Origin of the sequence: Pseudomonas kitaguniensis, from assembly GCF_049199985.1 — a bacterium.
Lineage (GTDB): Bacteria > Pseudomonadota > Gammaproteobacteria > Pseudomonadales > Pseudomonadaceae > Aquipseudomonas > Aquipseudomonas kitaguniensis.
Genome location: NZ_JBLZPT010000039.1, coordinates 1 through 19,251 on the forward strand (window position 1 = coordinate 1; position 19,251 = coordinate 19,251).

Consider the following 19,251-nt stretch of genomic DNA (forward strand, 5'->3'; position numbering starts at 1 on the left):
CTCCCGATGGCGGCGGGTCAGATAAATATTTTTCAACTGACCCACCGCCATCGGGAGCAAGCCCCCTCCCACAGTTTGAATGCATTCTGCTTGGGGGATTGTGGTCTTGGAGGCCTGCAGCAAACAACCTGAATATGCCCAAGGGATTCACTTGCCTTCATCCCTGATCCCCCCGAAGCTATACACCTTCAGGAGCCCCCGCATGAACCTTGAACACCTCACCGAACGCCTGCACCGTATCCGCGATGCCAACGACTGGAAGCAATTTCACAGCCCGAAAAACCTGGCCATGGCCGCCAGCGTCGAAATGTCCGAGCTGGTGGAAATTTTCCAATGGCTGACCGAAGACCAGTCGCGCCAGTTGCCCGCCGACAAGCTGGCGCATGCCGGGCAGGAAGTCGGCGACATTGTGCTTTACCTGCTGTTGCTGTGCAGTGAGTTGGGCCTGGACATGAACGAGGTGGTGCGCGCCAAACTGGCCGACAGCGAACGGCGGTTTGCCCATGAGTGATCGTCATTTCGACCAGTTGGCCACGCGCTTTGCCGAAAAAATCTACGGTGGTGCCAAGGGCGCGATTCGCTTGGCGGTGCTGCAGGCCGACCTGATCGAAGCCCTGCCGGACCGCCCGTTGCGTGTGCTGGACATCGGCGCGGGCTTGGGGCATATGTCGCTGTGGCTGGCCGAACGTGGCCATCAGGTAACGTTGGCCGAACCGGCTGAGCCGATGCTTGAAGGCGCGCGCCAGCGGTTTGCCGAGGCCGGGCAGACAGCTACGTTTATTCATGCGCCGTGGCAAGAACTGCTCGGCCAACTTACCGAGCCCTACGACCTGGTGCTGTGCCACGCGGTGTTGGAATGGCTGGCCGAACCGCATGCGATATTGCCGGTGTTGCACCAGCTCACGGTGCCTGGTGGCTGGCTGTCGCTGGCGTTCTACAACCGCGATGCGCTGATTTATCGCAACTTGCTAAAAGGCCACTTCCGCAAGATGCGCAAGAACGATATGGCCGGCGAAAAGCAGAGCCTCACGCCGCAACAACCGCTCGACCCGCGCGAGTTGGCGGCGCAACTCGAAGGGCTTTGGCAGGTCGAAAGCCAAAGTGGCGTGCGGGTGTTCCACGACTATATGCCGGTGGAATTCCAGGCCCGCGCCGATTTACAGGGCGTGTTGGAGATGGAACTCGCGCACCGTCGTCATCCAAGCTTTGCCGGGCTTGGGCGTTATTTACACTGGATATGCCGTCCGGTTTAAGCGGCCCAGTTTGCGGAGGTCGAAATGCGTCGTCTCTGTTTGATCCTGTTGTCGGTGGGGCTGAGCGCCTGCTCCAGCCCCAACCCTTATGTGGCCGCGTCGGCGCCGATACCGCCCGCGCCGATCCAGGCGGCAAATACCTTTGATGCCAGCGCCTACCCGGCGCCGGTGCGTGACTATGGCGCCTACCGCAGTTGGGGCTGGCTGAACGGCCAACTGCCTGCGGGCACGGCGTGGGCCGACTCGGCGCAAATTGCCGAAGCGGTCAGCGGCGCCCTCGACCAGCGCGGGTTGCGCCCGCTGCATGACAACCGCGCGCCCGACCTGTTGGTCAGCGCCGACGTGCGCATCGAAAAGCGCCTCAGGCAAGTTCAGGACGACTACGCCTATGGTGGCGGCGGGTATGGCGGGTATAACCGCTATGGCAACGGCTATGGCATGTACAACACGGTGCCAATCGTGCGCACTTATGAAGTGACGGTAGCGGTGGCACGTATCAGCCTGTTTGACGCGCGCACCCGCCAGCCGGTCTGGAGCACCAGCGCCGAAACCGCCAGCCAGGGCAGCCTGAGTGAGCGCGCTGATGCATTGCGCGAGGCGATGCAGAAGGCCATGACCGCTTACCCGCCCAGTTAGCCGCTATTCTTATCTCAGGCTTACATCGTCTTTTGGAGAAACACCATGCTTCGTCGCATCGCTGCACTGGCTGTTGTTGTGTTGTTGGGGGGTTGCCAGACCAGCCAGGTTAACCACGATTTTGACGCCAGCCGTGATTTCGGTGCCTACCGCAGTTGGGCCTGGAAAAGCCCGGCCTTGCAATATCGCCCGGATGATCCACGCATCGAGAGTGACCTCACCGAGCAACGTGTGCGCCAGGCCGTGGGCGAGCAACTCGACCAGCGCGGTTTGCGCCCCGCAGCGGCAGGCGCCAAGGCCGACCTGAACATACAGGCCTACCTGATCGTCGAAGATCGCCAGCAGCAAGTCACCACCAACTACGGCGGCGCTTGGGGTGGCCCGTGGAATGGTTATTGGGGCGCGCCGGTGTACAACGAAACGCGCAATGTCACTTACAAAGTCGCGACCCTGCAGATCGACCTGTTGGATGGCAAAGACGGCAAGCTGGTGTGGCGCGGCAGTGACGAGCAGATGATGGCCAGCTCGCCCAACCCGCAGGACCGCAGCAATGCGATTCGCACCACCGTGGCTAAAATCCTCTCCAACTACCCACCGCGTTAAACCGTGGCCGGTGAGTATTCAAGCAATCGGCCGCCACCGGCCGACCATGTGTTCAATATCGCCCGCGCCCTTTAACAGCAGTTCGCCACTGGAGCCGGGCGCGCTGCTGAGTAAAGTCACTTCACTCGGCAGGCGTACCGGCTTTTTGAACTCGACGACTATTTCGATATTCGCCGCAGGCAGGTGTTCGCCCATCACGGCGAGGGTGTGCGCCTTGTTCCACAGGCCATGCGCGATGGCCTGTGGAAAACCGAATAGTTTGGCGGTCAGTGCGCTCAGATGGATCGGGTTGTAATCGCCGGACACTCTGGCATAACGCCGGCCAATGTCGGCAGGTGCCTTCCAGCCGGTCAAGTGGCTGACCTGCGTGGGGCTGGGCACTGTGTGATCGGTGGGCGTGCCATCAAGTTTTACACCCCGGCAGAGCATGCGGCTCTCGGCTTCCCACAGCGGGCCGAGCGAGTCGACCACGGCGGTGACCACCTCAAAGGTGGCGCCCTTGGCGTGTGGCTGCAGGTTTTGTGCGTGCACCGCCACCGTCAAATCACTCACGGCGCCCAAAGGCCGATGGATACGGATACGGTTGCTCAGGTGAATCAGCCCGAGCAGCGGGAACGGGAAGTTTTTTGCGGTAAGCAGTTGCATCTGCAGGCCGAACGCGAGGATGTGCGGATACGTCGCCGGCAGCATGGGGCTGTCGGCAAACCCGCAGACTTTACGGTAGGCCGCCACGTCCGTGGAGTTCACCCGCACGCGGCAACGCAAGCCCTGTTCGGGCAAAGTAATGCCGGTGATCTTGCGCTTGAGCGCCGCGCGCCAATACAACGGCGGCAACAACGGCGTACTGCCTAACGTCTGCCAATCCATGTTTATGCTCCCAGTAGACTTTGCCCGCACACCCGCAGCGCTTGGCCGCTGACCGCACCGGAACCCGGCTGGCCGAGCCAGGCCACCGCCTCGGCAACGTCTTGCGGCAAGCCGCCCTGGCCCAGCGAACTCATGCGCCGCCCGGCTTCACGCAGGGCAAACGGGATGTGCGCGGTCATTTGGGTTTCGATAAAACCCGGCGCCACCGCATTGATGCTGATCCCGCGTTCCCCCAGCAACGGCGCCCACGCTTGCGCCAGGCCGACCAAACCGGCCTTGCTCGCGGCATAGTTGGTTTGCCCGCGATTACCGGCGATGCCGCTGATGGAGGCCAGCAGCACCACGCGGCCGTTGTCGTGCAGCGTGCCGCTGTCCAGCAGCGCCTTGGTCAGCACTTGTGGCGCGTTGAGGTTGACCGCGAGCACCGCGTCCCAGTACTCCGGGGTCATGTTCGCGAGGGTTTTGTCGCGGGTGATACCGGCGTTGTGCACCACGATGTCGATGCCGTCCGGCAGGTGTTCGATCAACTGCGTGGCAGCGTCTTCAGCGCAAATATCCAGCGCGATGGCGCGGGCACCGAGGCGCGCGGCCAGGGCTTCGAGGTCGGCCTTGGCCTGGGGCACGTCGAGCACGATGACCTGTGCGCCGTCGCGCGCCAAAGTTTCAGCGATGGCGGCGCCAATCCCGCGGGCGGCGCCAGTGACCAGTGCCTGGCGCCCGGCCAGCGGGCGCGTCCAGTCCTCAACCGGCGTGGCGCACGCCTGCAGGCGAATTACCTGGCCGGAGATATACGCGCTTTTCGGCGACAGAAAAAACCGCAGCGCGCCTTCCAGTTGGTCTTCGGCGCCGTCGCCGACATACAGCAACTGCAGCACACCGCCGCTGCGCAATTCCTTGGCCAATGAACGGCTGAACCCTTCAAGCGCGCGCTGGGCGCTGGCGGCGAACGGGTCTGTGAGGCTTTCCGGTGCACGGCCAAGGATCACCACGTGCGCGCTGTGATCGAGATTTTTCAGCAGCGGTTGAAAGAATTCGCGCAGTTGCTTGAGCTGGTCGGTGTGCTGCAAAGCGCTGGCATCGAACACCACGGCTTTGAGCTTGGGGCCGTGCCCCGGAATCCACGCGGGCGCCGCCAGCGGTGCAGGGCCGTAGCTGTAAATCGCGTCGGTGAGCTTGTTCGCAAAGGGCAGCACCTTGGCCGCCAGTTCGCCACCGCCCAGCAGCAGCGCGCCTTCCACGGGGCGCAGGCGCCCGGCTTGCCAGCGTTCCAGGCGTACCGGTGACGGCAGGCCAATGGCGGCGACCAGGCGTTGGCCGAGGCTTGAGTTGGCGAAGTCGATATAACGGTCAGACATGGAACGCTCTCCGAGTGCTGGGGTTCAAACGGTGGACCATCGATAGGTGAAAGTCGTTCGATTGAGGCTAGTCTCAAAGACTCAACCCACAACCTTCAGGGAGTTTTCCATGACTCAATTGCGCCGTGTAGCGATTATAGGCGGCAACCGCATCCCCTTCGCCCGTTCCAACGGCCCCTATGCCACGGCGAGCAACCAGGCGATGTTGACCGCTGCCCTGGAGGGTTTGATCGAGCGCTACAACCTGCACGGCCTGCGCATCGGCGAAGTGGCGGCGGGTGCGGTGCTCAAGCACTCGCGCGACTTTAACCTGACCCGCGAATGCGTGCTGGGCTCGCGCCTCTCGCCACAAACGCCAGCCTACGATATTCAGCAGGCATGCGGCACCGGCCTGGAAGCTGCGTTGCTGGTGGCCAACAAAATTGCCTTGGGGCAGATTGAATGCGGTATTGCTGGCGGCGTCGACACTACCTCCGATGCGCCGATCGGGATAAATGAAGGGCTGCGCAAGCTCTTGTTGCACGCCAACCGCAGCACATCCATGGCGGATAAATTAAAAGTCTTGTTACAACTTAGGCCACAACACCTCAAGCCGGCGTTGCCGCGCAACGGCGAGCCGCGCACGCGCCTGTCGATGGGCCAGCACTGCGAGTTGATGGCGCAAACCTGGCAGATTCCGCGCGCCGAGCAAGACCAGTTAGCCTTGGAAAGCCACCAGAAAATGGCCGCGGCCTACGCCGAAGGCTGGCACGACGATTTGCTCACGCCGTTTCTTGGCCTTACCCGCGACAATAACCTGCGCCCCGACCTGACCCTGGAGAAACTTGCCAGCCTTAAACCGGCGTTCGAGCGCAGCGAAAAGGGCACGCTGACGGCCGGTAACTCGACGCCGCTCACCGATGGTGCGGCGTTGGTGCTGCTGGGCAGTGAAGCCTGGGCCAAGGAGCGCGGTTTGCCGATTCTGGCGTATTTGCGTGACGGTGAAACCGCAGCAGTAGACTTCGTCAACGGCGCCGAAGGCTTGTTGATGGCGCCGGTGTACGCGGTGCCGCGTTTGCTGGCGAGAAACGGCCTTACCTTGCAGGACTTCGATTACTACGAGATTCACGAAGCGTTTGCCGCCCAGGTGTTGTGCACGCTCAAGGCCTGGGAAGATGCCGACTATTGCAAGACGCGTCTGGGCCTGGACGCGCCGTTGGGCGCCATCGACCGCAGCCGGCTCAACGTCAAGGGCAGTTCGCTGGCCGCCGGTCATCCGTTTGCCGCCACCGGCGGGCGTATCGTCGCCAACTTGGCCAAGTTGCTCGACGCGGCGGGCAAGGGGCGCGGGCTGATTTCGATCTGCGCCGCTGGCGGGCAGGGTGTCACGGCGATTATCGAGCGCTGAATCAAGCAAAAAATTGGCATATTGAATGCATTCTTAACGCGTCAAAGGTCGGTAGCCCCTCCCACCGGCGAGTGGATTGCCGTATAACGAGTGCCATACGCGTATTTGGTAATAAAGGACCCACAATAAAAGCTGATGAAGACTCCTAAACGCATTGAACCCCTGATCGAGGACGGTCTGGTCGACGAGGTGCTGCGCCCACTCATGAGTGGTAAAGAAGCAGCTGTTTATGTGGTGCGCTGTGGCAACGAATTGCGTTGCGCCAAAGTTTACAAGGAGGCGAATAAACGAAGCTTTCGTCAGGCGGCCGAATACCAGGAAGGCCGTAAGGTGCGTAACAGTCGCCAGGCCCGGGCGATGGCCAAGGGCTCCAAATTCGGCAAGAAAGAAACCGAAGATGCCTGGCAGAACGCTGAAGTAGCGGCGCTGTTCCGCTTGGCCGGTGCGGGCGTTCGCGTGCCCAAGCCTTACGACTTCCTTGAAGGCGTGCTGTTGATGGAGCTGGTGGCCGACGAGTACGGCGATGCTGCGCCGCGCCTGAACGATGTGACGCTGGAGCCCGATCAGGCGCGCGAATACCACGCCTTCCTGATTTCGCAGATCGTGCTGATGCTGTGTACCGGCCTTGTGCACGGTGACCTCTCCGAGTTCAACGTGCTGCTCACGCCGACCGGCCCGGTGATTATCGACCTGCCACAAGCGGTCGATGCTGCGGGCAACAACCACGCGTTCAGCATGCTGGAGCGCGATGTGGGCAACATGGCTTCCTACTTCGGGCGCTTTGCCCCGGAGCTTAAGAAGACCAAGTACGCCAAGGAAATGTGGGCGTTGTACGAAGCCGGCACCTTGCACCCGGCGAGCATCTTGACCGGCGAGTTCGACGAGCCGGAAGAGTTGGCGGACGTTGATGGCGTGATCCGCGAGATCGAAGCGGCACGGCTGGATGACGAGCGTCGCCAAGCGATTCGCGCGGCGGATGATGTGCCACAGAGCAAAGTACCGGACGAGCCACCGCCACCGCCCTGGATGCAGTGAGCTTCAGGTACAGGAAGATCTAAAAACGGTGGGAGGGAGCAAGCCCCCTCCCACCGTTTGTCTTGCACTTATTCAGTTGGATTCAGTCAGGCAGCAGTTACCTGAAGCCAACTCCTTGAGAATCGGGCAATCGGGCCGGTGATCTCCCTGGCAGTGCTCTACCAAGTCCTGCAACGTATCGCGCAGTTGCCCTAACTCGCGAATCTTCTGATTCAGCGCTTCAATATGCCCCCGCGCCAAGGCTTTCACGTCAGCGCTGGCGCGTTGCCGGTCTTGCCACAACGTCAGCAACTTGCCGACTTCCTGCAAAGAAAACCCCAAATCCCGCGAACGCTTGATAAACGCCAGCGTGTGCAAGTCGTCGGCGCTGTACACGCGATAGCCGCTGTCGGTGCGCTGCGCAGCGTTGAGCAAACCGATGGACTCGTAGTAGCGAATCATCTTTGCGCTCAACCCGCTGTGGCGAGCGGCCTGGCCGATATTCATGGGCGTTGATCCTCCAAATCCTTGGGTTTCCAGGTTTTTAACAGTAACGCATTGCCCACCACACTCACGCTGGACAAGGCCATTGCCGCACCGGCCAGCACCGGGTTGAGCAGGCCGAACGCGGCCAGGGGAATACCGATCAAGTTATACACAAAGGCCCAGAACAGGTTTTGGCGAATTTTTGCGTAAGTCTTGCGGCTGATCTCCAGCGCGGCCGGCACCAGGCGCGGGTCGCCGCGCATCAAGGTGATACCGGCTGCGTGCATGGCCACATCGGTGCCGCCGCCCATGGCGATGCCAATATCGGCGGCGGCCAGGGCCGGGGCGTCGTTGATGCCGTCGCCGACCATCGCCACCACGCCGCCCTGTTTAAGGTGGGCGACCGTGGCGGCTTTGTCGGCCGGGAGTACTTCGGCGTGTACGTCGTCGATGCCCAGCGCGTCGGCCACTACCCGTGCACTGCCGCGATTGTCGCCGGTCAGCAAATGGCTGCTGATGTGCTGCGCTCGCAGTTGCTGCACGGCCGCCAAGGCGCCGGGCTTGAGGGTGTCGCCAAACGCGAAAACCCCCAGCACACGCGGTTGTGCGCCTTGCTCAATGAGCCACGACAACGTGCGGCCTTCGGCTTCCCACTGGCTTGCGTTAGCGCCCAGGTCCCCGGCGCTCAACGCGTGTTCTTCGAGCATGCGGCGATTGCCCAGCGCCAGTTGCTTGCCATCCAGTGTGCCAGCAATGCCACGCCCGGCCAGGGCTTGGCTGGCACTCACATTCGCCAGGCTTAGCCCTTGCTCGCGGCAGGCCTCCAGCACGGCCTTGGCCAACGGGTGTTCGCTGCCGCGTTGCAGCGCGCCGGCCTGTTGCAACAGCAGGCGCTCATCGCCATCGACTGCCGCCAGATGGGCGATTTTCGGCGCGCCGCAGGTGAGTGTGCCGGTCTTGTCGAACACCACCGCGCTCACTGCATGCGCGCGCTCCAGCACGTGGGCGTCCTTGATTAATATGCCGTAGCGCGCCGCGACGCCGGTGCCGGCCATGATCGCGGTGGGCGTGGCCAGGCCGAGTGCGCACGGGCACGCGATCACCAGCACCGCCACCGCGTTAATGATCGCGTTCTCAAGCGGCGCGCCGTAGAGCCACCAACCCACCAGCGTGATCAACGCCAGCACCAGCACCGCCGGTACGAATACCTGGCTGACTTTATCCACCAGTGCCTGAATCGGCGCCTTGGCCGCTTGGGCGTCTTCCACCAAACGGATGATGCGTGCCAGTACGCTTTCTGCGCCCAACGCCCGCGTGCACACCAGCAAACGGCCTTCGCCGTTAATGGCGCCGCCGGTGACTGGGTCGCCGGGCTGTTTCGGCACCGGCAGGCTTTCGCCGCTGATCAGCGCCTCGTCCGCATGGCTTTGGCCGTCCAGCACCTCGCCGTCCACCGGAAAGCGCTCGCCGGGTTTGACCACCACTTGATCACCAAGCCTTAACGCGCTGATCGCGACGTCTTCTTCGCGCCCGTCGCGCAGGCGAATCGCGCGTTCCGGGCGCAGGGCTTCGAGGGCACGAATGGCGCTGGCGGTCTGGCGTTTGGCGCGGCTCTCCAGGTATTTGCCCAGCAGCACCAGGGCGATGACCACGGCGGACGCTTCGAAATACAGGTGCGGCGCAGTGCGCGCTGGCGCGCTGAGCCATGTGTAGAGGCTCAGGCCATAACCGGCGCTGGTGCCGATGGCCACCAACACATCCATATTCCCAGCCCCGGCCCGCACGGCTTTCCAGGCCGCCGTATAGAAGCGCGCGCCAACGATGAATTGCACCGGCGTGGCCAATGCAAACTGCACCCAGGCGGGAAGCATCCAGTGCAGCCCGAACGGTGCTGCCAGCATCGGCACTACCAGCGGCAGCGCCAGCAGAATGGCGAGCAACAGCCACCCGCGCTCGCGCTGCAATCGCCGAGTTTGGCTGGCATCGGTGGCGGTTTGGCTGTGCGGCAGGGTGGCGGTGTAGCCGGCTTTGTCGACGGCAGCGATCAATACGTTGGGGTCTATTTGGCCCAGCACGTCGACATGTGCGCGTTCGTTGGCCAGGTTGACGCTGACGTTTTGCACCCCCGGCACCTTGCCCAGCGCGCGTTCGACTCGGCCAGCACAACTGGCGCAGGTCATGCCGCTGATCGGCAGATCAAACGTGGTGGGTCGGGTCATGGGGCAGCTCTCCGAGAGAAGTTGCCCTTATGATCAACCTTGACCTGTGGGGAAGGTCAAGCGTGTTTAATATTCCAGCGCGGCAGGTTTCAGGTACATACCGTCCGGGCCTTGGGCGATACGCAACTTGCGCACATCACCGGCCTTCAGCGTGATGTTCTGCGCCGGTGGCGCCAGCAGGCCCGGCAGGCAGCCGGCAGATTGCCCCGGCAGCAACTTCAGGCGCAGCGACACGTCGCCTGCGGGCAAGTTGAACGAGGTGGACTGTTCCTGGAACAGGCGCCCGGCCAGTTGGTCCTGAATGTACAGGCCGATTTCGCAGTTGGTCGGCACTTCAAGGCGCTCGCGGGAAATGATCAGCACCGCATAGTCTTGATCGGCACTCGCCATGGGCGCAGCGGCAGACAAACTCAACAGGCCGATAAGGCTAAAAAACGACCAGCGCATGGCAATGCTCCATGATTCATATCCAAGAGAAATGAAGCTTGGCCGAGGCTGCGACCGAATACCAGCCCGGCGCATCGTTTAAGCGCTACGTTTAGACGCTTGACCTTGCCATCGTGGCAAGGTCGACACTGCGCTCACCCTCATTAAAGGAGTCATGTGATGCACGTATTCAGCGTTGAAGGAATGACCTGCGGCCATTGTGTTCGGGCGGTAACCCAGGCGGTGCACAGCCAGGACCCGACGGCGAGCGTGAACGTCGACCTGGCGGCGAAAACAGTCGCGGTTGAAAGTCGCCTGTTTGCCGACCAAGTGATCAGCCTGATCAGCGAAGAAGGCTACACCGCCACGCCGGTTTGAAGTTTCTGATAGTTAGCGAGCTATCGTTATGTTCACGGCACCCAAGCGCGGCTAGACTGTCGGGCTGCCGACTCACTTGGGTGTCTGATGAACCTCCGCATAATCCTGATTCTGGGCGCCTTGAGCGCTTTTGCGCCGCTGGCGATCGACTTTTATCTGCCAGGCTTCCCGGCCATGGCGACGGCCTTTGCAACCGACGAAAAACATATCCAGTTGACCCTTGCGGTGTATTTCGGCGGCCTGGCGATTGGCCAATTGGTCTACGGCCCGCTGGCCGACCGCTTTGGTCGGCGTGGCCCGCTGCTCAGCGGTGTGGTCCTGTTTACGTTGGCGTCCTTTGCCTGCGCCTACGCGCCGTCGTTGGAGTGGCTGATCGGCGCGCGTTTTGTGCAAGCGCTCGGCGGTTGTGCGGGCATGGTGATTTCGCGGGCAGTGGTCAGCGATAAATGTGATGCGGTGGGCTCGGCCAAGGTGTATTCGCAACTGATGCTGGTGACCGGCCTGGCGCCGATCCTCGCGCCGCTGGCGGGCGGGGTGATGGTTGGGTTGTGGGGCTGGCAATCGATTTTTCTGGCGTTGTCGATGTTCAGCGTGATGGCGGCCATCGCGGTGGCGGTCGGGTTGCCCGAAACGTTCCCGGCCGACAAGCCGCGCCAGCCTTTGTCCGGCTCGCTGCGCCGCTATGCCGGGCTGCTCTCGGACCGGGTTTACCTCGGTTACGCCCTGACCGGCGGCATCTCGATTGCCGGGATGTTTGCCTACATCGCCGGTTCACCGTTCGTCTTCATCAAATTGTATGGCGTGCCTGCCGAGCATTACGGCTGGGTATTTGGCTCCAACGCTGCGGGCTTTATTTTGGTGGCGCAGTTGAACGCGCGGTTGCTGGCTAAACGCGGCCCGGCGTTTTTGCTCTCGCGCACCGTGTGGGTGTATGTGCTGGCGGCGTTAACCTTGCTCGGTGTCACCGCCTTGCGCACCGACGCGCTGTGGCCATTGCTGGTGCCGCTGTTTATTTGCATCGCCAGTTTGGGCTGTATTTTGCCGAACACCTCGGCTTGCGCCATGAGCGGGCAAGGTGCTCGCGCCGGCAGTGCCTCGGCATTGCTCGGCTGCATTCAGTTCGGTGTGGCGGCCGGGGCGGCGTCATTGGTCGGCGTGTTGCACGACGGCACGGCGATGCCGATGGCGATGGTCATCAGCTTGTGCGGTGTGTTGGCGGTGACGGTGGCCGTGTCGACCCAGCGCCTGCAACGGGCGAGAGCCGCGCAAGCGCAGGTCTGAACGGCGGGTCAGCCAGCGGCGGAGCGTTGCTGGCCAAGCGGGAAACGATGGGGCGCCTGGATACGCGCTTGCAGGGTGTCGGCGAAGGCGCGGGCCTCGGCCTCGCTGCGGAAGGTGAACGCGTCGCCGTCGAGACGAACCTGCCATTTGGCGCCGGGGGATTTTGCTAACGCTTTTATCAGGATTTTCATTGCTGACTTCCTTACGTAAAAGAATCGTGGCAAAGGCGGCCAATATAAACCCGTACGCGTTCACACATATTACAAAGATCAACTCTCTGACTAGCGGTGTCGTCCATTACCCACAGCAATAACAGACGACACTGACAGCCGTTTTTTAAAACCCTTCCAACACGATCTTGCCCTTGGCCTTGCCGCTCTCCAGCAGCGCGTGGGCGCGGCGCAGATTTTCTGCGTTGATCACACCGAAGTGTTCGCCTACCGTGGTTTTCAAGGTGCCGGCGTCGATCAGTTCCGCTACACGGTTGAGCAGGTGGTGCTGTTCGATCATGTCCGGCGTCTCGAACATCGAGCGCGTGTACATGAACTCCCAGTGCAATGACAGGCTCTTGCGCTTGAGTGAGCTGACATCCAGCGCTTTGGGATCGTCGATCAGCGCCAGTTTGCCTTGAGGTTCCAGGGCTTCCACCAATTGGCTCAAGTGATGGTCGGTCTGGGTCAGGCTGGCAACGTGGGTGACGTGCGGGTGGCCGGCCGCTTTCAGCGCTTCGCTCAACGGCTGGCTGTGGTCGATCACCAGGTCGGCGCCGAGTGCCTTGGCCCATGCCTGGGTTTCGGGGCGCGAGGCGGTGCCGATGACTTTCAGCGCAGTCAGTTGGCTGGCCAATTGGGTCAGGATCGAACCCACACCGCCGGCGGCGCCGACGATCAGCAAGCTCTGGCCCTCGTCGTCTTTGCCTTCACGCACTTGCAGGCGCTCAAACAGCAATTCCCAGGCGGTGATGGCGGTCAGCGGCAGCGCGGCGGCGTCGCTGAAGCTCAGGCTCTTGGGCATATGGCCGACGATGCGTTCATCCACCGTGTGCAGTTCGCTGTTGCCACCGGGGCGCACCAGGGAACCTGCGTAGTAGACCTTGTCGCCGACGTTGAACAGTGTCACGTCACTGCCGACCGCCTTGACCACACCGGCCACGTCCCAACCCAGTACCTTGGGGTCGCCATTTTCCGGGGCGACGTTGTGGCGCACTTTTGTGTCCACCGGGTTGACCGAGATGGCTTTGACTTCCACCAGCAGGTCGCGCGGGCCAGCGACCGGCTCGGGCAGTTGAATATCTTGCAGGGATTTTGCGTCAGTGATCGGCAGTGAGGCGTAGTAGGCAATAGCTTTCATGAGGGCTCCGGGAAAAGGGCGGTGATCAGGCGAGGAAGTTCAGGCGCTTGATGTCGACGTGTTCAAGCACGTCGGCGGCCTTGGCGCGGAAACTCAGGATATGCGCGCTTTGGTCGTGATCGGCCAGCGCCGCGTCGTCGCTCCAGCGTTCGAGCATGTAAAAGGTCTCGGGGTGTTTCAGGTCTTGGTACAGGTCGTATTGCTCGCAACCGGGTTCTACCCGGGTCGGCTCCAGCAGTTCGCGCAGCATGGGTTCCAGCGTGGCGTGTTGGCCGGGTTTGGCGATCAGCGTGGCGATAACGTTAAACGCAGTGGGCATATTCAACTCCTGACACGTAATGAACGGGATGGGCAGATAATTGGCTATTTCCCGCGAAGATAAAAGCCGCTAAAACAGCAGTCTGTTTCAATGGAATTTTGATAATGAGGCGGATGCATGCTGCGTTTTGATGATTTGCAGTTGTTTGTGCGCGCCGCCGACTTGGGCAGTTTGTCGGCCGCTGCGCGGGTCATGGACCTGTCGCCTGCGGTGGCCAGCGCGGCCTTGAAACGCATCGAGCAGCAACTCGGCGCGCGCCTGCTGGCACGCTCCACCCGCAGCCTGCGCCTGACCGCTGAAGGTGAAGGCTTTTTGGAATACGCGCGTGCCGCGTTGAGCTCGCTGGACGAGGGGCGGCGCTTATTGGCCAGTGGCCAGGACCACGTCAGCGGCGTGCTGCAACTGTCGGCGCCTTCGGATTTGGGGCGTAACCAGCTGTTGCCATGGTTGGATGAGTTCCAGCGTGAGTACCCGCAACTGAGCGTACGCCTGCTGCTGGGCGACCGAATCGCCGACCTGTTCCGCCAGCCGGTGGACATCGCCCTGCGTTACGGCGAGCCCGAAGACTCCAGCCTGATCGCGCTGCCTATCGCCCCACACAATGTGCGCGTGCTGTGTGCCGCCCCCAGCTACCTTGCCCGGTATGGCGAACCGCGGCATTTGGAGCAATTGGCCCAGCACAATTGCTTGCTGTATATGCTCGGCAGCCGCGTGCATGACCACTGGGCTTTTCACGACGGCAAGCGCGAAGTCAGCCTGACAGTCAGCGGTGACCGTTTCAGTGACGACGCCGACGTGGTGCGCCGCTGGGCGGTGGCGGGTGTCGGTATCGCCTACAAATCCTGGCTGGATGTGAGCTGCGACGTGCTGGCCGGGCGCTTGCGCGTGATTCTGCCGGAACTGCGCGGCGAGCATACGCCGCTGAATCTGCTGTGCGCGCATCGCGCGCAATTGAGCAAGCCGATCAACTTGCTGCGCGAAATGCTCGTGTCCCGCTGTGCGAATTTGACGGCGCAATGGCCGGGGCGATTGAACACTGCGCAATAGCTTGCACAAAAGCCGGAAATTTCACTCAGGTGCTGTCCCTTTCTGCGCTGTCAGACGCCGCGGAATCGAGGGTTTGCGCCCCTATACTTTGGTTCCAACCGCAGCAGATAAATGATTTAACAAGGAGTGAATACATGGAATCAGCACCGTGCATCAGCCAGATCGCCAGCTTGCTCTGCGAGCCCAAACGCGCCGCCATACTCTGGTCCTTGATGGACGGCTCGGCCAAGTCTGCAGAGGAGCTGGCGACGCTGGCCGGGTTGTCGTCGGCATCGACAATCGCGCATTTATCCAGGCTCACCGCAGGCGGTTTGCTGCGCATCGAGGCGCTGCGCGGCAAGCGGCTGTTTCGCGTGGCGGCCACCGATGTCAGTACCGCCATCGACGCGTTGGCCAATACCACCGTTGCCAGTGCCGCGCGCAGCACGCCGGATGTTTTGCCGCAGGCCTTGCTGGCGCCAGCGCCTTTGCGGCGAGCCCGCTTATGCCACGGCCACTTGGGCGGTGAGCTGGCCGCCGGGCTGTACCAGCGGTTGATCGCCGCAGGCTGGATCGACCGGCATGAACTGCGTACCGGCGTTACCGTTGCAGGGGTGAAACGCCTGGCGGGGGTGGGCATTTTTACCCAGGCGTTGGCCTCGCCGGTTGCCTGCGACTGTTTTGACTGGAGCCAGCAGCAACCGCACTTGGGTGGCGCATTGGGGGCGGGGCTGTTGCAACTTTTTTTACAGTCCGGCTGGATCAGCGTGGTCAGCGAGTCGCGCGCCTTGCTGGTCACCGACAGCGGGCTTGCGCGCATCAACCAATTGGTTGCGGCCTAGGCGCTCAGCGTCGTTCAGAGTATCAGTCAGGTCGCATCCAGCAATAACCTGCGAAAACGATGCCGCACACTCACCGAGGGGTTTTTCACACAGGGGGTGCGGCATGGGTATGCATGGCTATAGCGCAGCGGAACGGCTGGAACGGTTGCCCATCAGCGGTTACCACCGAATCATCTTTATCATCATCGCCCTGGCGTTTTTGTTCGACTCCATGGACTTGGCGATGATGACCTTTCTGTTGGGCTCGATCAAAACCGAGTTCGGCCTGAGCACGGCCCAGGCCGGTTTGCTCGCCAGTTCGAGTTTTTTTGGCATGGTGCTCGGCGCTTCTTTGTCCGGAATGCTGGCGGATCGTTTTGGTCGCAAGCCGGTATTCCAATGGAGCATCGTGTTGTGGGGCATCGCCAGTTACCTGTGTTCCACGGCGCAAACGCTGGAGACGCTGACGCTGTTTCGCATCTTGTTGGGAATCGGCATGGGCATGGAGTTTCCGATTGCGCAGTCGATGCTGTCGGAACTGATTCCGGCCAAGGGGCGCGGGCGTTATATCGCCCTGATGGATGGGTTTTGGCCGTTGGGTTTTGTGGCGGCGGGTGTGCTGTCGTACTTTTTGCTGCCGGTGATCGGTTGGCGTGACATCTTTTTGGTGTTGGCAGTGCCGGCAGTGTTTGTGTTGGCGATTCGGTTTTTTATCCCGGAGTCGCCGCGCTGGCTGGAACAGGCGGGTCGGCATGCCGAGGCGGATAAGGTGTTGCAGGGCATTGAGCAAAAAGTGCGCGATTCACTGGGGCGCGCAGACTTGCCCGAACCGGTGGCAATGCCACGGGTTGAAAGTGTGCCGGGGACTTTTTTCTCGGCGTTTCAGCAGCTGTGGTCAGTGCAGTACCGCCAGCGCACGATGATGATCTGGAGTGTCTGGTTTTTTGCGTTGCTCGGCTTTTACGGGCTGACCTCGTGGTTGAGTGCGTTGTTGCAGCAATCCGGTTTTGCCGTGACCCAGTCAGTGTATTACACGGTAATTATTTCACTCGGCGGGATTCCAGGCTTCTTGATGGCGGCCTGGCTGGTGGAGCGCTGGGGGCGTAAACCGGTGTGTATCGTGACGTTGCTGGGCGGCGGGGTGATGGCGTTTCTGTATGGGCAAAGTGCAGTGTTTGGCGGCAACGTGGGGCTGTTGATTACCTCGGGGCTGTTGATGCAGTTCTTTTTGTTTGGCATGTGGGCGGTGCTCTACACCTACACGCCAGAGTTGTACCCCACCTCGGCGCGGGCCACCGGTTCCGGGTTTGCTTCGGCGATTGGCCGGGTGGGGTCATTGCTCGGGCCGTTGGTCACCGGTTTGGTGTTCCCGATGACCGGGCAGGGCGGCGTGTTTGCCTTGGGCGCGCTGTGTTTTGCAATCGCTGCGCTGGTGGTGTGGTTATTCGGGATGGAGACCAAAGGCAAAACCCTGGAAGAACTCACCGAACTTTAATCGCCAACACAAAACAACCGTGGGAGCTGGCTGGCTCCCACATTTTTGGTCTGTGTTTAATGGGGCTGTGTTTTACCTGTTACGGCTTTACCAACCGCGCATCCAGGCTGTTCTGCGCCAGGCGTTTGGCCTGGTCCTGGGTCATGCCCAGCGAGGTGTACAGCGCGTGGAAGTTCTCGGTCACATAGCCGCCGAAGTACGCCGGGTCATCCGAGTTCACTGTCACCTTCACGCCACGCTCAAGCATGTCGAGGATGTTGTGCTGGGCCATGTCGTCGAACACGCAGAGTTTGGTGTTGGACAGCGGGCACACGGTCAGCGGGATCTGTTCGTCGATGATCCGCTGCATCAGGCGCTCATCTTCAATGGCGCGCACGCCATGGTCGATGCGCTGGATTTTCAGCAAGTCGATGGCTTCCCAAATGTACTCGGGCGGGCCTTCTTCGCCCGCGTGGGCGACGGTGAGGAAGCCTTCGTGGCGGGCACGGTCGAACACGCGCTGGAACTTGCTAGGCGGGTGGCCCATTTCCGAACTGTCGAGGCCGACGGCCACAAACGCGTCACGGAACGGCAGCGCCTGGTCGAGGGTTTTTTCAGCCTCGGCTTCGCTCAAGTGGCGCAGGAAGCTCAGGATCAAACCGCTGGTGATGCCCAGTTGCTGCTCGCCATCTTTGAGTGCAGCGGCGATGCCGTTAAGCACCACTTCGAACGGCACGCCACGGTCGGTGTGGGTTTGCGGGTCGAAGAACGGCTCGGTGTGGATCACGTTCTGAGCCTTGCAGCGCAGCAGGTAGGCCCAGGTCAGGTCGTAGAAGTCCTGAGAGGTGCGCAACACATCGGCGCCCTTGTAATACAGGTCGAGAAATTCCTGCAGGTTGTTGAAGGCGTAGGCCTTGCGCAGGGTGTCGACGTCGTTCCACGGCAGCGCAATCTTGTTGCGTTCGGCCAGGGCGAACATCAACTCAGGCTCCAGCGAGCCCTCCAGGTGCAGGTGCAATTCAGCCTTGGGCAGGGCGTTGAGCCAATCGTACATGTCTAAATTCTCATCAGGTGCAATGGCGGCATTCTACAGGCCATGGCTGAAATAATCGGCAAAACCTGACCAGCAGGAGAGTTTTGGCTTATTCGCGCAAGGGCCGTGCGAACCAAGATGTAACGAAACGTTAGCGGCGTGGTGCAGTCTGTACACCATCAATGACTGATTCACCGTTCAATAAGGCCCGGAATGCTCACATCCCTCAAGCAAGAAAAATACATGCTGCTGGCGCTGATTGCCGCCGTCGCCGCCTACCCGCTGGAGCATTTTATGCTGCACAGCGGGCAGATGGTGGCGCTGCTCGCCGGTTTAGCGCTGATTGGCTTTATCGTTATGGCGTCGATGCGCGTGGCTCACCATGCCGAACAATTGGCGGAAAAAGTCGGCGACCCCTACGGCACCATGATCCTGACGCTGGCTGCGGTGCTGGTGGAAGTGGTGATCCTGGCGATCATGATGAGCAACGAGCCTTCGCCGACGTTGGTGCGCGACACGATTTATTCAGCGGTGATGCTCGACATTAACGGCATCCTCGGCCTGGCTGCGCTGATGGGCGGCATCAAGCATGGCGAACAGTCCTACAACGATGATTCGGCGCGTACCTACAGCGTGATGATCCTCACCGCCATGGGTGTGTCGATGGTGGTGCCGGAATTTATCCCCGAGGCCGACTGGAAAATTTACTCGGCCTTCACCATCGGCGCGATGGTGGTGCTCTACACCTTGTTCCTGCGCATGCAGGTGGGCCCGCACAGTTATTTCTTCAGCTACAGCTACCCGGAAAAACGCCGCAAGAAGCAGCCGGAAGAACAGCAAGAGGAAGCGCCGGTCAACCTGGCGTTCTCGATTGGTACGCTGGTGTTTGGCGTGGTGGTGATCGGCGCGCTGGCCGAAGTGATGTCCAAAACCCTCGACTTGGGCCTTGAAGGTACGGGCGCACCGCCGGTGATTACGGCGATTGTGGTGGCGGCGATTTCGGCGGCGCCGGAGATTTTGACCGCATTGCGCGCAGCCTTGGCCAACCGCATGCAATCGGTGGTGAACATCGCCTTGGGCGCGTCGTTGTCGACGGTGATCCTGACCGTGCCGGTGATGGAAGCCATGGCGCTTTACACGGGCCAGCCGTTCCAGATGGCGATGACGCCGGTGCAAACGGTGATGGTGTTTATCACGCTGATCGTCAGCGCGATCAACCTCAACGATGGCGAAACCAACGCTATCGAAGGCATGACGCATTTTGTGTTGTTTGCGACGTTTATCATGCTGTCGCTGCTCGGGCTGTAAGCGCTCAACCCATAT

The 19,251-nt window shown here is 61.4% G+C and carries 21 protein-coding genes; 12 read left to right on the forward strand and 9 right to left on the reverse strand.

The features are described 5' to 3' along the window. The first annotated feature begins 202 nt into the window (after positions 1 to 202). From ACOZK9_RS26390 to ACOZK9_RS26405, 4 genes are read left to right on the forward strand one after another with little or no spacing between them, the layout of a single operon-like run. On the forward strand, positions 203 to 511 hold the full coding sequence (locus ACOZK9_RS26390; protein WP_058414646.1) for a MazG-like family protein: 309 nt from the start codon (positions 203 to 205) through the stop codon (positions 509 to 511). Continuing rightward, complete coding sequence (locus tag ACOZK9_RS26395; protein ID WP_152747796.1) at positions 504 to 1,253, forward strand: methyltransferase; 750 nt, start codon at positions 504 to 506, stop codon at positions 1,251 to 1,253. The genes ACOZK9_RS26390 and ACOZK9_RS26395 overlap by 8 nt, the downstream gene beginning before the upstream one ends. Positions 1,254 to 1,277: 24 nt before the next feature. Further along, a complete protein-coding gene (locus ACOZK9_RS26400) occupies positions 1,278 to 1,889 on the forward strand; it encodes a DUF4136 domain-containing protein (protein ID WP_421556916.1) in 612 nt (203 codons plus the stop codon). 45 nt (positions 1,890 to 1,934) lie between these two features. Then, a complete protein-coding gene (locus ACOZK9_RS26405; RefSeq protein WP_058414643.1) occupies positions 1,935 to 2,492 on the forward strand; it encodes a DUF4136 domain-containing protein in 558 nt (185 codons plus the stop codon). An 18-nt stretch (positions 2,493 to 2,510) separates the two neighbouring features. Here ACOZK9_RS26405 and ACOZK9_RS26410 read toward each other — a convergent pair whose 3' ends face one another. Beyond that, on the reverse strand, positions 2,511 to 3,359 hold the full coding sequence (locus ACOZK9_RS26410) for a MaoC family dehydratase (protein WP_421556917.1): 849 nt from the start codon (positions 3,357 to 3,359) through the stop codon (positions 2,511 to 2,513). 2 nt (positions 3,360 to 3,361) lie between these two features. After that, complete coding sequence (locus ACOZK9_RS26415) at positions 3,362 to 4,714, reverse strand: 3-oxoacyl-ACP reductase (protein ID WP_122251870.1); 1,353 nt, start codon at positions 4,712 to 4,714, stop codon at positions 3,362 to 3,364. A gap of 109 nt (positions 4,715 to 4,823) precedes the next feature. Between ACOZK9_RS26415 and ACOZK9_RS26420 the strand changes: the two genes are divergently transcribed. Both ACOZK9_RS26420 and ACOZK9_RS26425 read left to right on the forward strand, forming a co-directional pair. Continuing rightward, positions 4,824 to 6,101, forward strand: a complete 1,278-nt coding sequence (locus tag ACOZK9_RS26420) for an acetyl-CoA C-acetyltransferase (RefSeq protein WP_421556918.1) — start codon at positions 4,824 to 4,826, stop codon at positions 6,099 to 6,101. Positions 6,102 to 6,236: 135 nt separating this feature from the next. Next, the gene (locus ACOZK9_RS26425) at positions 6,237 to 7,136 is read left to right on the forward strand and encodes a PA4780 family RIO1-like protein kinase (RefSeq protein WP_058414639.1); all 900 of its coding nucleotides are present in this window, start codon (positions 6,237 to 6,239) and stop codon (positions 7,134 to 7,136) included. Between the two features lie 72 nt (positions 7,137 to 7,208). Here the strand turns inward: ACOZK9_RS26425 and cueR are convergent, their stop codons facing one another. From cueR to ACOZK9_RS26440, 3 genes are all read right to left on the reverse strand, one after another. Further along, positions 7,209 to 7,622 (reverse strand): Cu(I)-responsive transcriptional regulator, encoded by a 414-nt coding sequence (gene cueR / locus ACOZK9_RS26430; protein WP_421556919.1) that lies wholly within the window; start codon positions 7,620 to 7,622, stop codon positions 7,209 to 7,211. Then, on the reverse strand, positions 7,619 to 9,820 hold the full coding sequence (locus tag ACOZK9_RS26435) for a heavy metal translocating P-type ATPase (protein WP_421556920.1): 2,202 nt from the start codon (positions 9,818 to 9,820) through the stop codon (positions 7,619 to 7,621). The genes cueR and ACOZK9_RS26435 overlap by 4 nt, the downstream gene beginning before the upstream one ends. Before the next feature lie 66 nt (positions 9,821 to 9,886). Beyond that, positions 9,887 to 10,267 carry a hypothetical protein gene (locus tag ACOZK9_RS26440; protein WP_058414636.1) on the reverse strand — a complete coding sequence of 127 codons (381 nt, stop codon included), beginning with the start codon at positions 10,265 to 10,267 and terminating at the stop codon, positions 9,887 to 9,889. Positions 10,268 to 10,426: 159 nt separating this feature from the next. On the opposite strand from ACOZK9_RS26440, the gene ACOZK9_RS26445 reads away from it, so the two are divergent. Both ACOZK9_RS26445 and ACOZK9_RS26450 read left to right on the forward strand, forming a co-directional pair. Beyond that, positions 10,427 to 10,624 (forward strand): heavy-metal-associated domain-containing protein, encoded by a 198-nt coding sequence (locus tag ACOZK9_RS26445; protein WP_421556921.1) that lies wholly within the window; start codon positions 10,427 to 10,429, stop codon positions 10,622 to 10,624. Positions 10,625 to 10,711: 87 nt separating this feature from the next. Further along, the gene (locus ACOZK9_RS26450; RefSeq protein ID WP_058414634.1) at positions 10,712 to 11,905 is read left to right on the forward strand and encodes a multidrug effflux MFS transporter; all 1,194 of its coding nucleotides are present in this window, start codon (positions 10,712 to 10,714) and stop codon (positions 11,903 to 11,905) included. Between the two features lie 8 nt (positions 11,906 to 11,913). On the opposite strand, the gene ACOZK9_RS26455 is transcribed toward ACOZK9_RS26450, so the two are convergent. The 3 genes from ACOZK9_RS26455 to ACOZK9_RS26465 form a co-directional block, all read right to left on the reverse strand. Next, positions 11,914 to 12,096: a hypothetical protein gene (locus tag ACOZK9_RS26455; RefSeq protein WP_058414633.1), complete on the reverse strand. Its 183-nt coding sequence runs from the start codon at positions 12,094 to 12,096 to the stop codon at positions 11,914 to 11,916. Between the two features lie 145 nt (positions 12,097 to 12,241). Then, positions 12,242 to 13,255 (reverse strand): zinc-binding alcohol dehydrogenase family protein, encoded by a 1,014-nt coding sequence (locus ACOZK9_RS26460; protein WP_152749599.1) that lies wholly within the window; start codon positions 13,253 to 13,255, stop codon positions 12,242 to 12,244. 25 nt (positions 13,256 to 13,280) lie between these two features. Further along, positions 13,281 to 13,574 carry a putative quinol monooxygenase gene (locus tag ACOZK9_RS26465; RefSeq protein WP_058414631.1) on the reverse strand — a complete coding sequence of 98 codons (294 nt, stop codon included), beginning with the start codon at positions 13,572 to 13,574 and terminating at the stop codon, positions 13,281 to 13,283. A 117-nt stretch (positions 13,575 to 13,691) separates the two neighbouring features. Here ACOZK9_RS26465 and ACOZK9_RS26470 point away from each other — a divergent pair, with 117 nt between their 5' ends. The 3 genes from ACOZK9_RS26470 to ACOZK9_RS26480 all read left to right on the forward strand — a co-directional run bounded on the left by ACOZK9_RS26470 (position 13,692) and on the right by ACOZK9_RS26480 (position 16,916). After that, positions 13,692 to 14,621 (forward strand): LysR family transcriptional regulator, encoded by a 930-nt coding sequence (locus ACOZK9_RS26470; protein ID WP_058414630.1) that lies wholly within the window; start codon positions 13,692 to 13,694, stop codon positions 14,619 to 14,621. A 134-nt stretch (positions 14,622 to 14,755) separates the two neighbouring features. After that, complete coding sequence (locus ACOZK9_RS26475; protein WP_058414629.1) at positions 14,756 to 15,442, forward strand: ArsR/SmtB family transcription factor; 687 nt, start codon at positions 14,756 to 14,758, stop codon at positions 15,440 to 15,442. Positions 15,443 to 15,545: 103 nt separating this feature from the next. Then, positions 15,546 to 16,916 carry an MFS transporter gene (locus ACOZK9_RS26480; protein ID WP_421556922.1) on the forward strand — a complete coding sequence of 457 codons (1,371 nt, stop codon included), beginning with the start codon at positions 15,546 to 15,548 and terminating at the stop codon, positions 16,914 to 16,916. Positions 16,917 to 16,995: 79 nt separating this feature from the next. Here the strand turns inward: ACOZK9_RS26480 and ACOZK9_RS26485 are convergent, their stop codons facing one another. Then, positions 16,996 to 17,949: an adenosine deaminase gene (locus tag ACOZK9_RS26485; protein WP_058415640.1), complete on the reverse strand. Its 954-nt coding sequence runs from the start codon at positions 17,947 to 17,949 to the stop codon at positions 16,996 to 16,998. 192 nt (positions 17,950 to 18,141) lie between these two features. Between ACOZK9_RS26485 and ACOZK9_RS26490 the strand changes: the two genes are divergently transcribed. Next, positions 18,142 to 19,236, forward strand: a complete 1,095-nt coding sequence (locus ACOZK9_RS26490) for a calcium:cation antiporter (RefSeq protein WP_058415641.1) — start codon at positions 18,142 to 18,144, stop codon at positions 19,234 to 19,236. The last annotated feature ends 15 nt before the right edge of the window (positions 19,237 to 19,251 follow it).

What these genes read in the sequence shown, in the direction of transcription:
- ACOZK9_RS26460 (WP_152749599.1), bottom strand. Translation starts at nt 13,255, where the DNA reads ATGAAAGCTATTGCCTACTACGCCTCACTGCCGATCACTGACGCAAAA.
- ACOZK9_RS26400 (WP_421556916.1), top strand. Translation starts at nt 1,278, where the DNA reads ATGCGTCGTCTCTGTTTGATCCTGTTGTCGGTGGGGCTGAGCGCCTGC.
- ACOZK9_RS26490 (WP_058415641.1), top strand. Translation starts at nt 18,142, where the DNA reads ATGCTCACATCCCTCAAGCAAGAAAAATACATGCTGCTGGCGCTGATT.
- ACOZK9_RS26465 (WP_058414631.1), bottom strand. Translation starts at nt 13,574, where the DNA reads ATGCCCACTGCGTTTAACGTTATCGCCACGCTGATCGCCAAACCCGGC.
- ACOZK9_RS26450 (WP_058414634.1), top strand. Translation starts at nt 10,712, where the DNA reads ATGAACCTCCGCATAATCCTGATTCTGGGCGCCTTGAGCGCTTTTGCG.
- ACOZK9_RS26390 (WP_058414646.1), top strand. Translation starts at nt 203, where the DNA reads ATGAACCTTGAACACCTCACCGAACGCCTGCACCGTATCCGCGATGCC.
- ACOZK9_RS26425 (WP_058414639.1), top strand. Translation starts at nt 6,237, where the DNA reads ATGAAGACTCCTAAACGCATTGAACCCCTGATCGAGGACGGTCTGGTC.
- ACOZK9_RS26440 (WP_058414636.1), bottom strand. Translation starts at nt 10,267, where the DNA reads ATGCGCTGGTCGTTTTTTAGCCTTATCGGCCTGTTGAGTTTGTCTGCC.
- ACOZK9_RS26405 (WP_058414643.1), top strand. Translation starts at nt 1,935, where the DNA reads ATGCTTCGTCGCATCGCTGCACTGGCTGTTGTTGTGTTGTTGGGGGGT.
- ACOZK9_RS26475 (WP_058414629.1), top strand. Translation starts at nt 14,756, where the DNA reads ATGGAATCAGCACCGTGCATCAGCCAGATCGCCAGCTTGCTCTGCGAG.
- ACOZK9_RS26410 (WP_421556917.1), bottom strand. Translation starts at nt 3,359, where the DNA reads ATGGATTGGCAGACGTTAGGCAGTACGCCGTTGTTGCCGCCGTTGTAT.
- ACOZK9_RS26415 (WP_122251870.1), bottom strand. Translation starts at nt 4,714, where the DNA reads ATGTCTGACCGTTATATCGACTTCGCCAACTCAAGCCTCGGCCAACGC.
- ACOZK9_RS26435 (WP_421556920.1), bottom strand. Translation starts at nt 9,820, where the DNA reads ATGACCCGACCCACCACGTTTGATCTGCCGATCAGCGGCATGACCTGC.
- ACOZK9_RS26485 (WP_058415640.1), bottom strand. Translation starts at nt 17,949, where the DNA reads ATGTACGATTGGCTCAACGCCCTGCCCAAGGCTGAATTGCACCTGCAC.
- ACOZK9_RS26455 (WP_058414633.1), bottom strand. Translation starts at nt 12,096, where the DNA reads ATGAAAATCCTGATAAAAGCGTTAGCAAAATCCCCCGGCGCCAAATGG.
- ACOZK9_RS26445 (WP_421556921.1), top strand. Translation starts at nt 10,427, where the DNA reads ATGCACGTATTCAGCGTTGAAGGAATGACCTGCGGCCATTGTGTTCGG.
- ACOZK9_RS26480 (WP_421556922.1), top strand. Translation starts at nt 15,546, where the DNA reads ATGGGTATGCATGGCTATAGCGCAGCGGAACGGCTGGAACGGTTGCCC.
- ACOZK9_RS26470 (WP_058414630.1), top strand. Translation starts at nt 13,692, where the DNA reads ATGCTGCGTTTTGATGATTTGCAGTTGTTTGTGCGCGCCGCCGACTTG.
- ACOZK9_RS26420 (WP_421556918.1), top strand. Translation starts at nt 4,824, where the DNA reads ATGACTCAATTGCGCCGTGTAGCGATTATAGGCGGCAACCGCATCCCC.
- cueR (WP_421556919.1), bottom strand. Translation starts at nt 7,622, where the DNA reads ATGAATATCGGCCAGGCCGCTCGCCACAGCGGGTTGAGCGCAAAGATG.
- ACOZK9_RS26395 (WP_152747796.1), top strand. Translation starts at nt 504, where the DNA reads ATGAGTGATCGTCATTTCGACCAGTTGGCCACGCGCTTTGCCGAAAAA.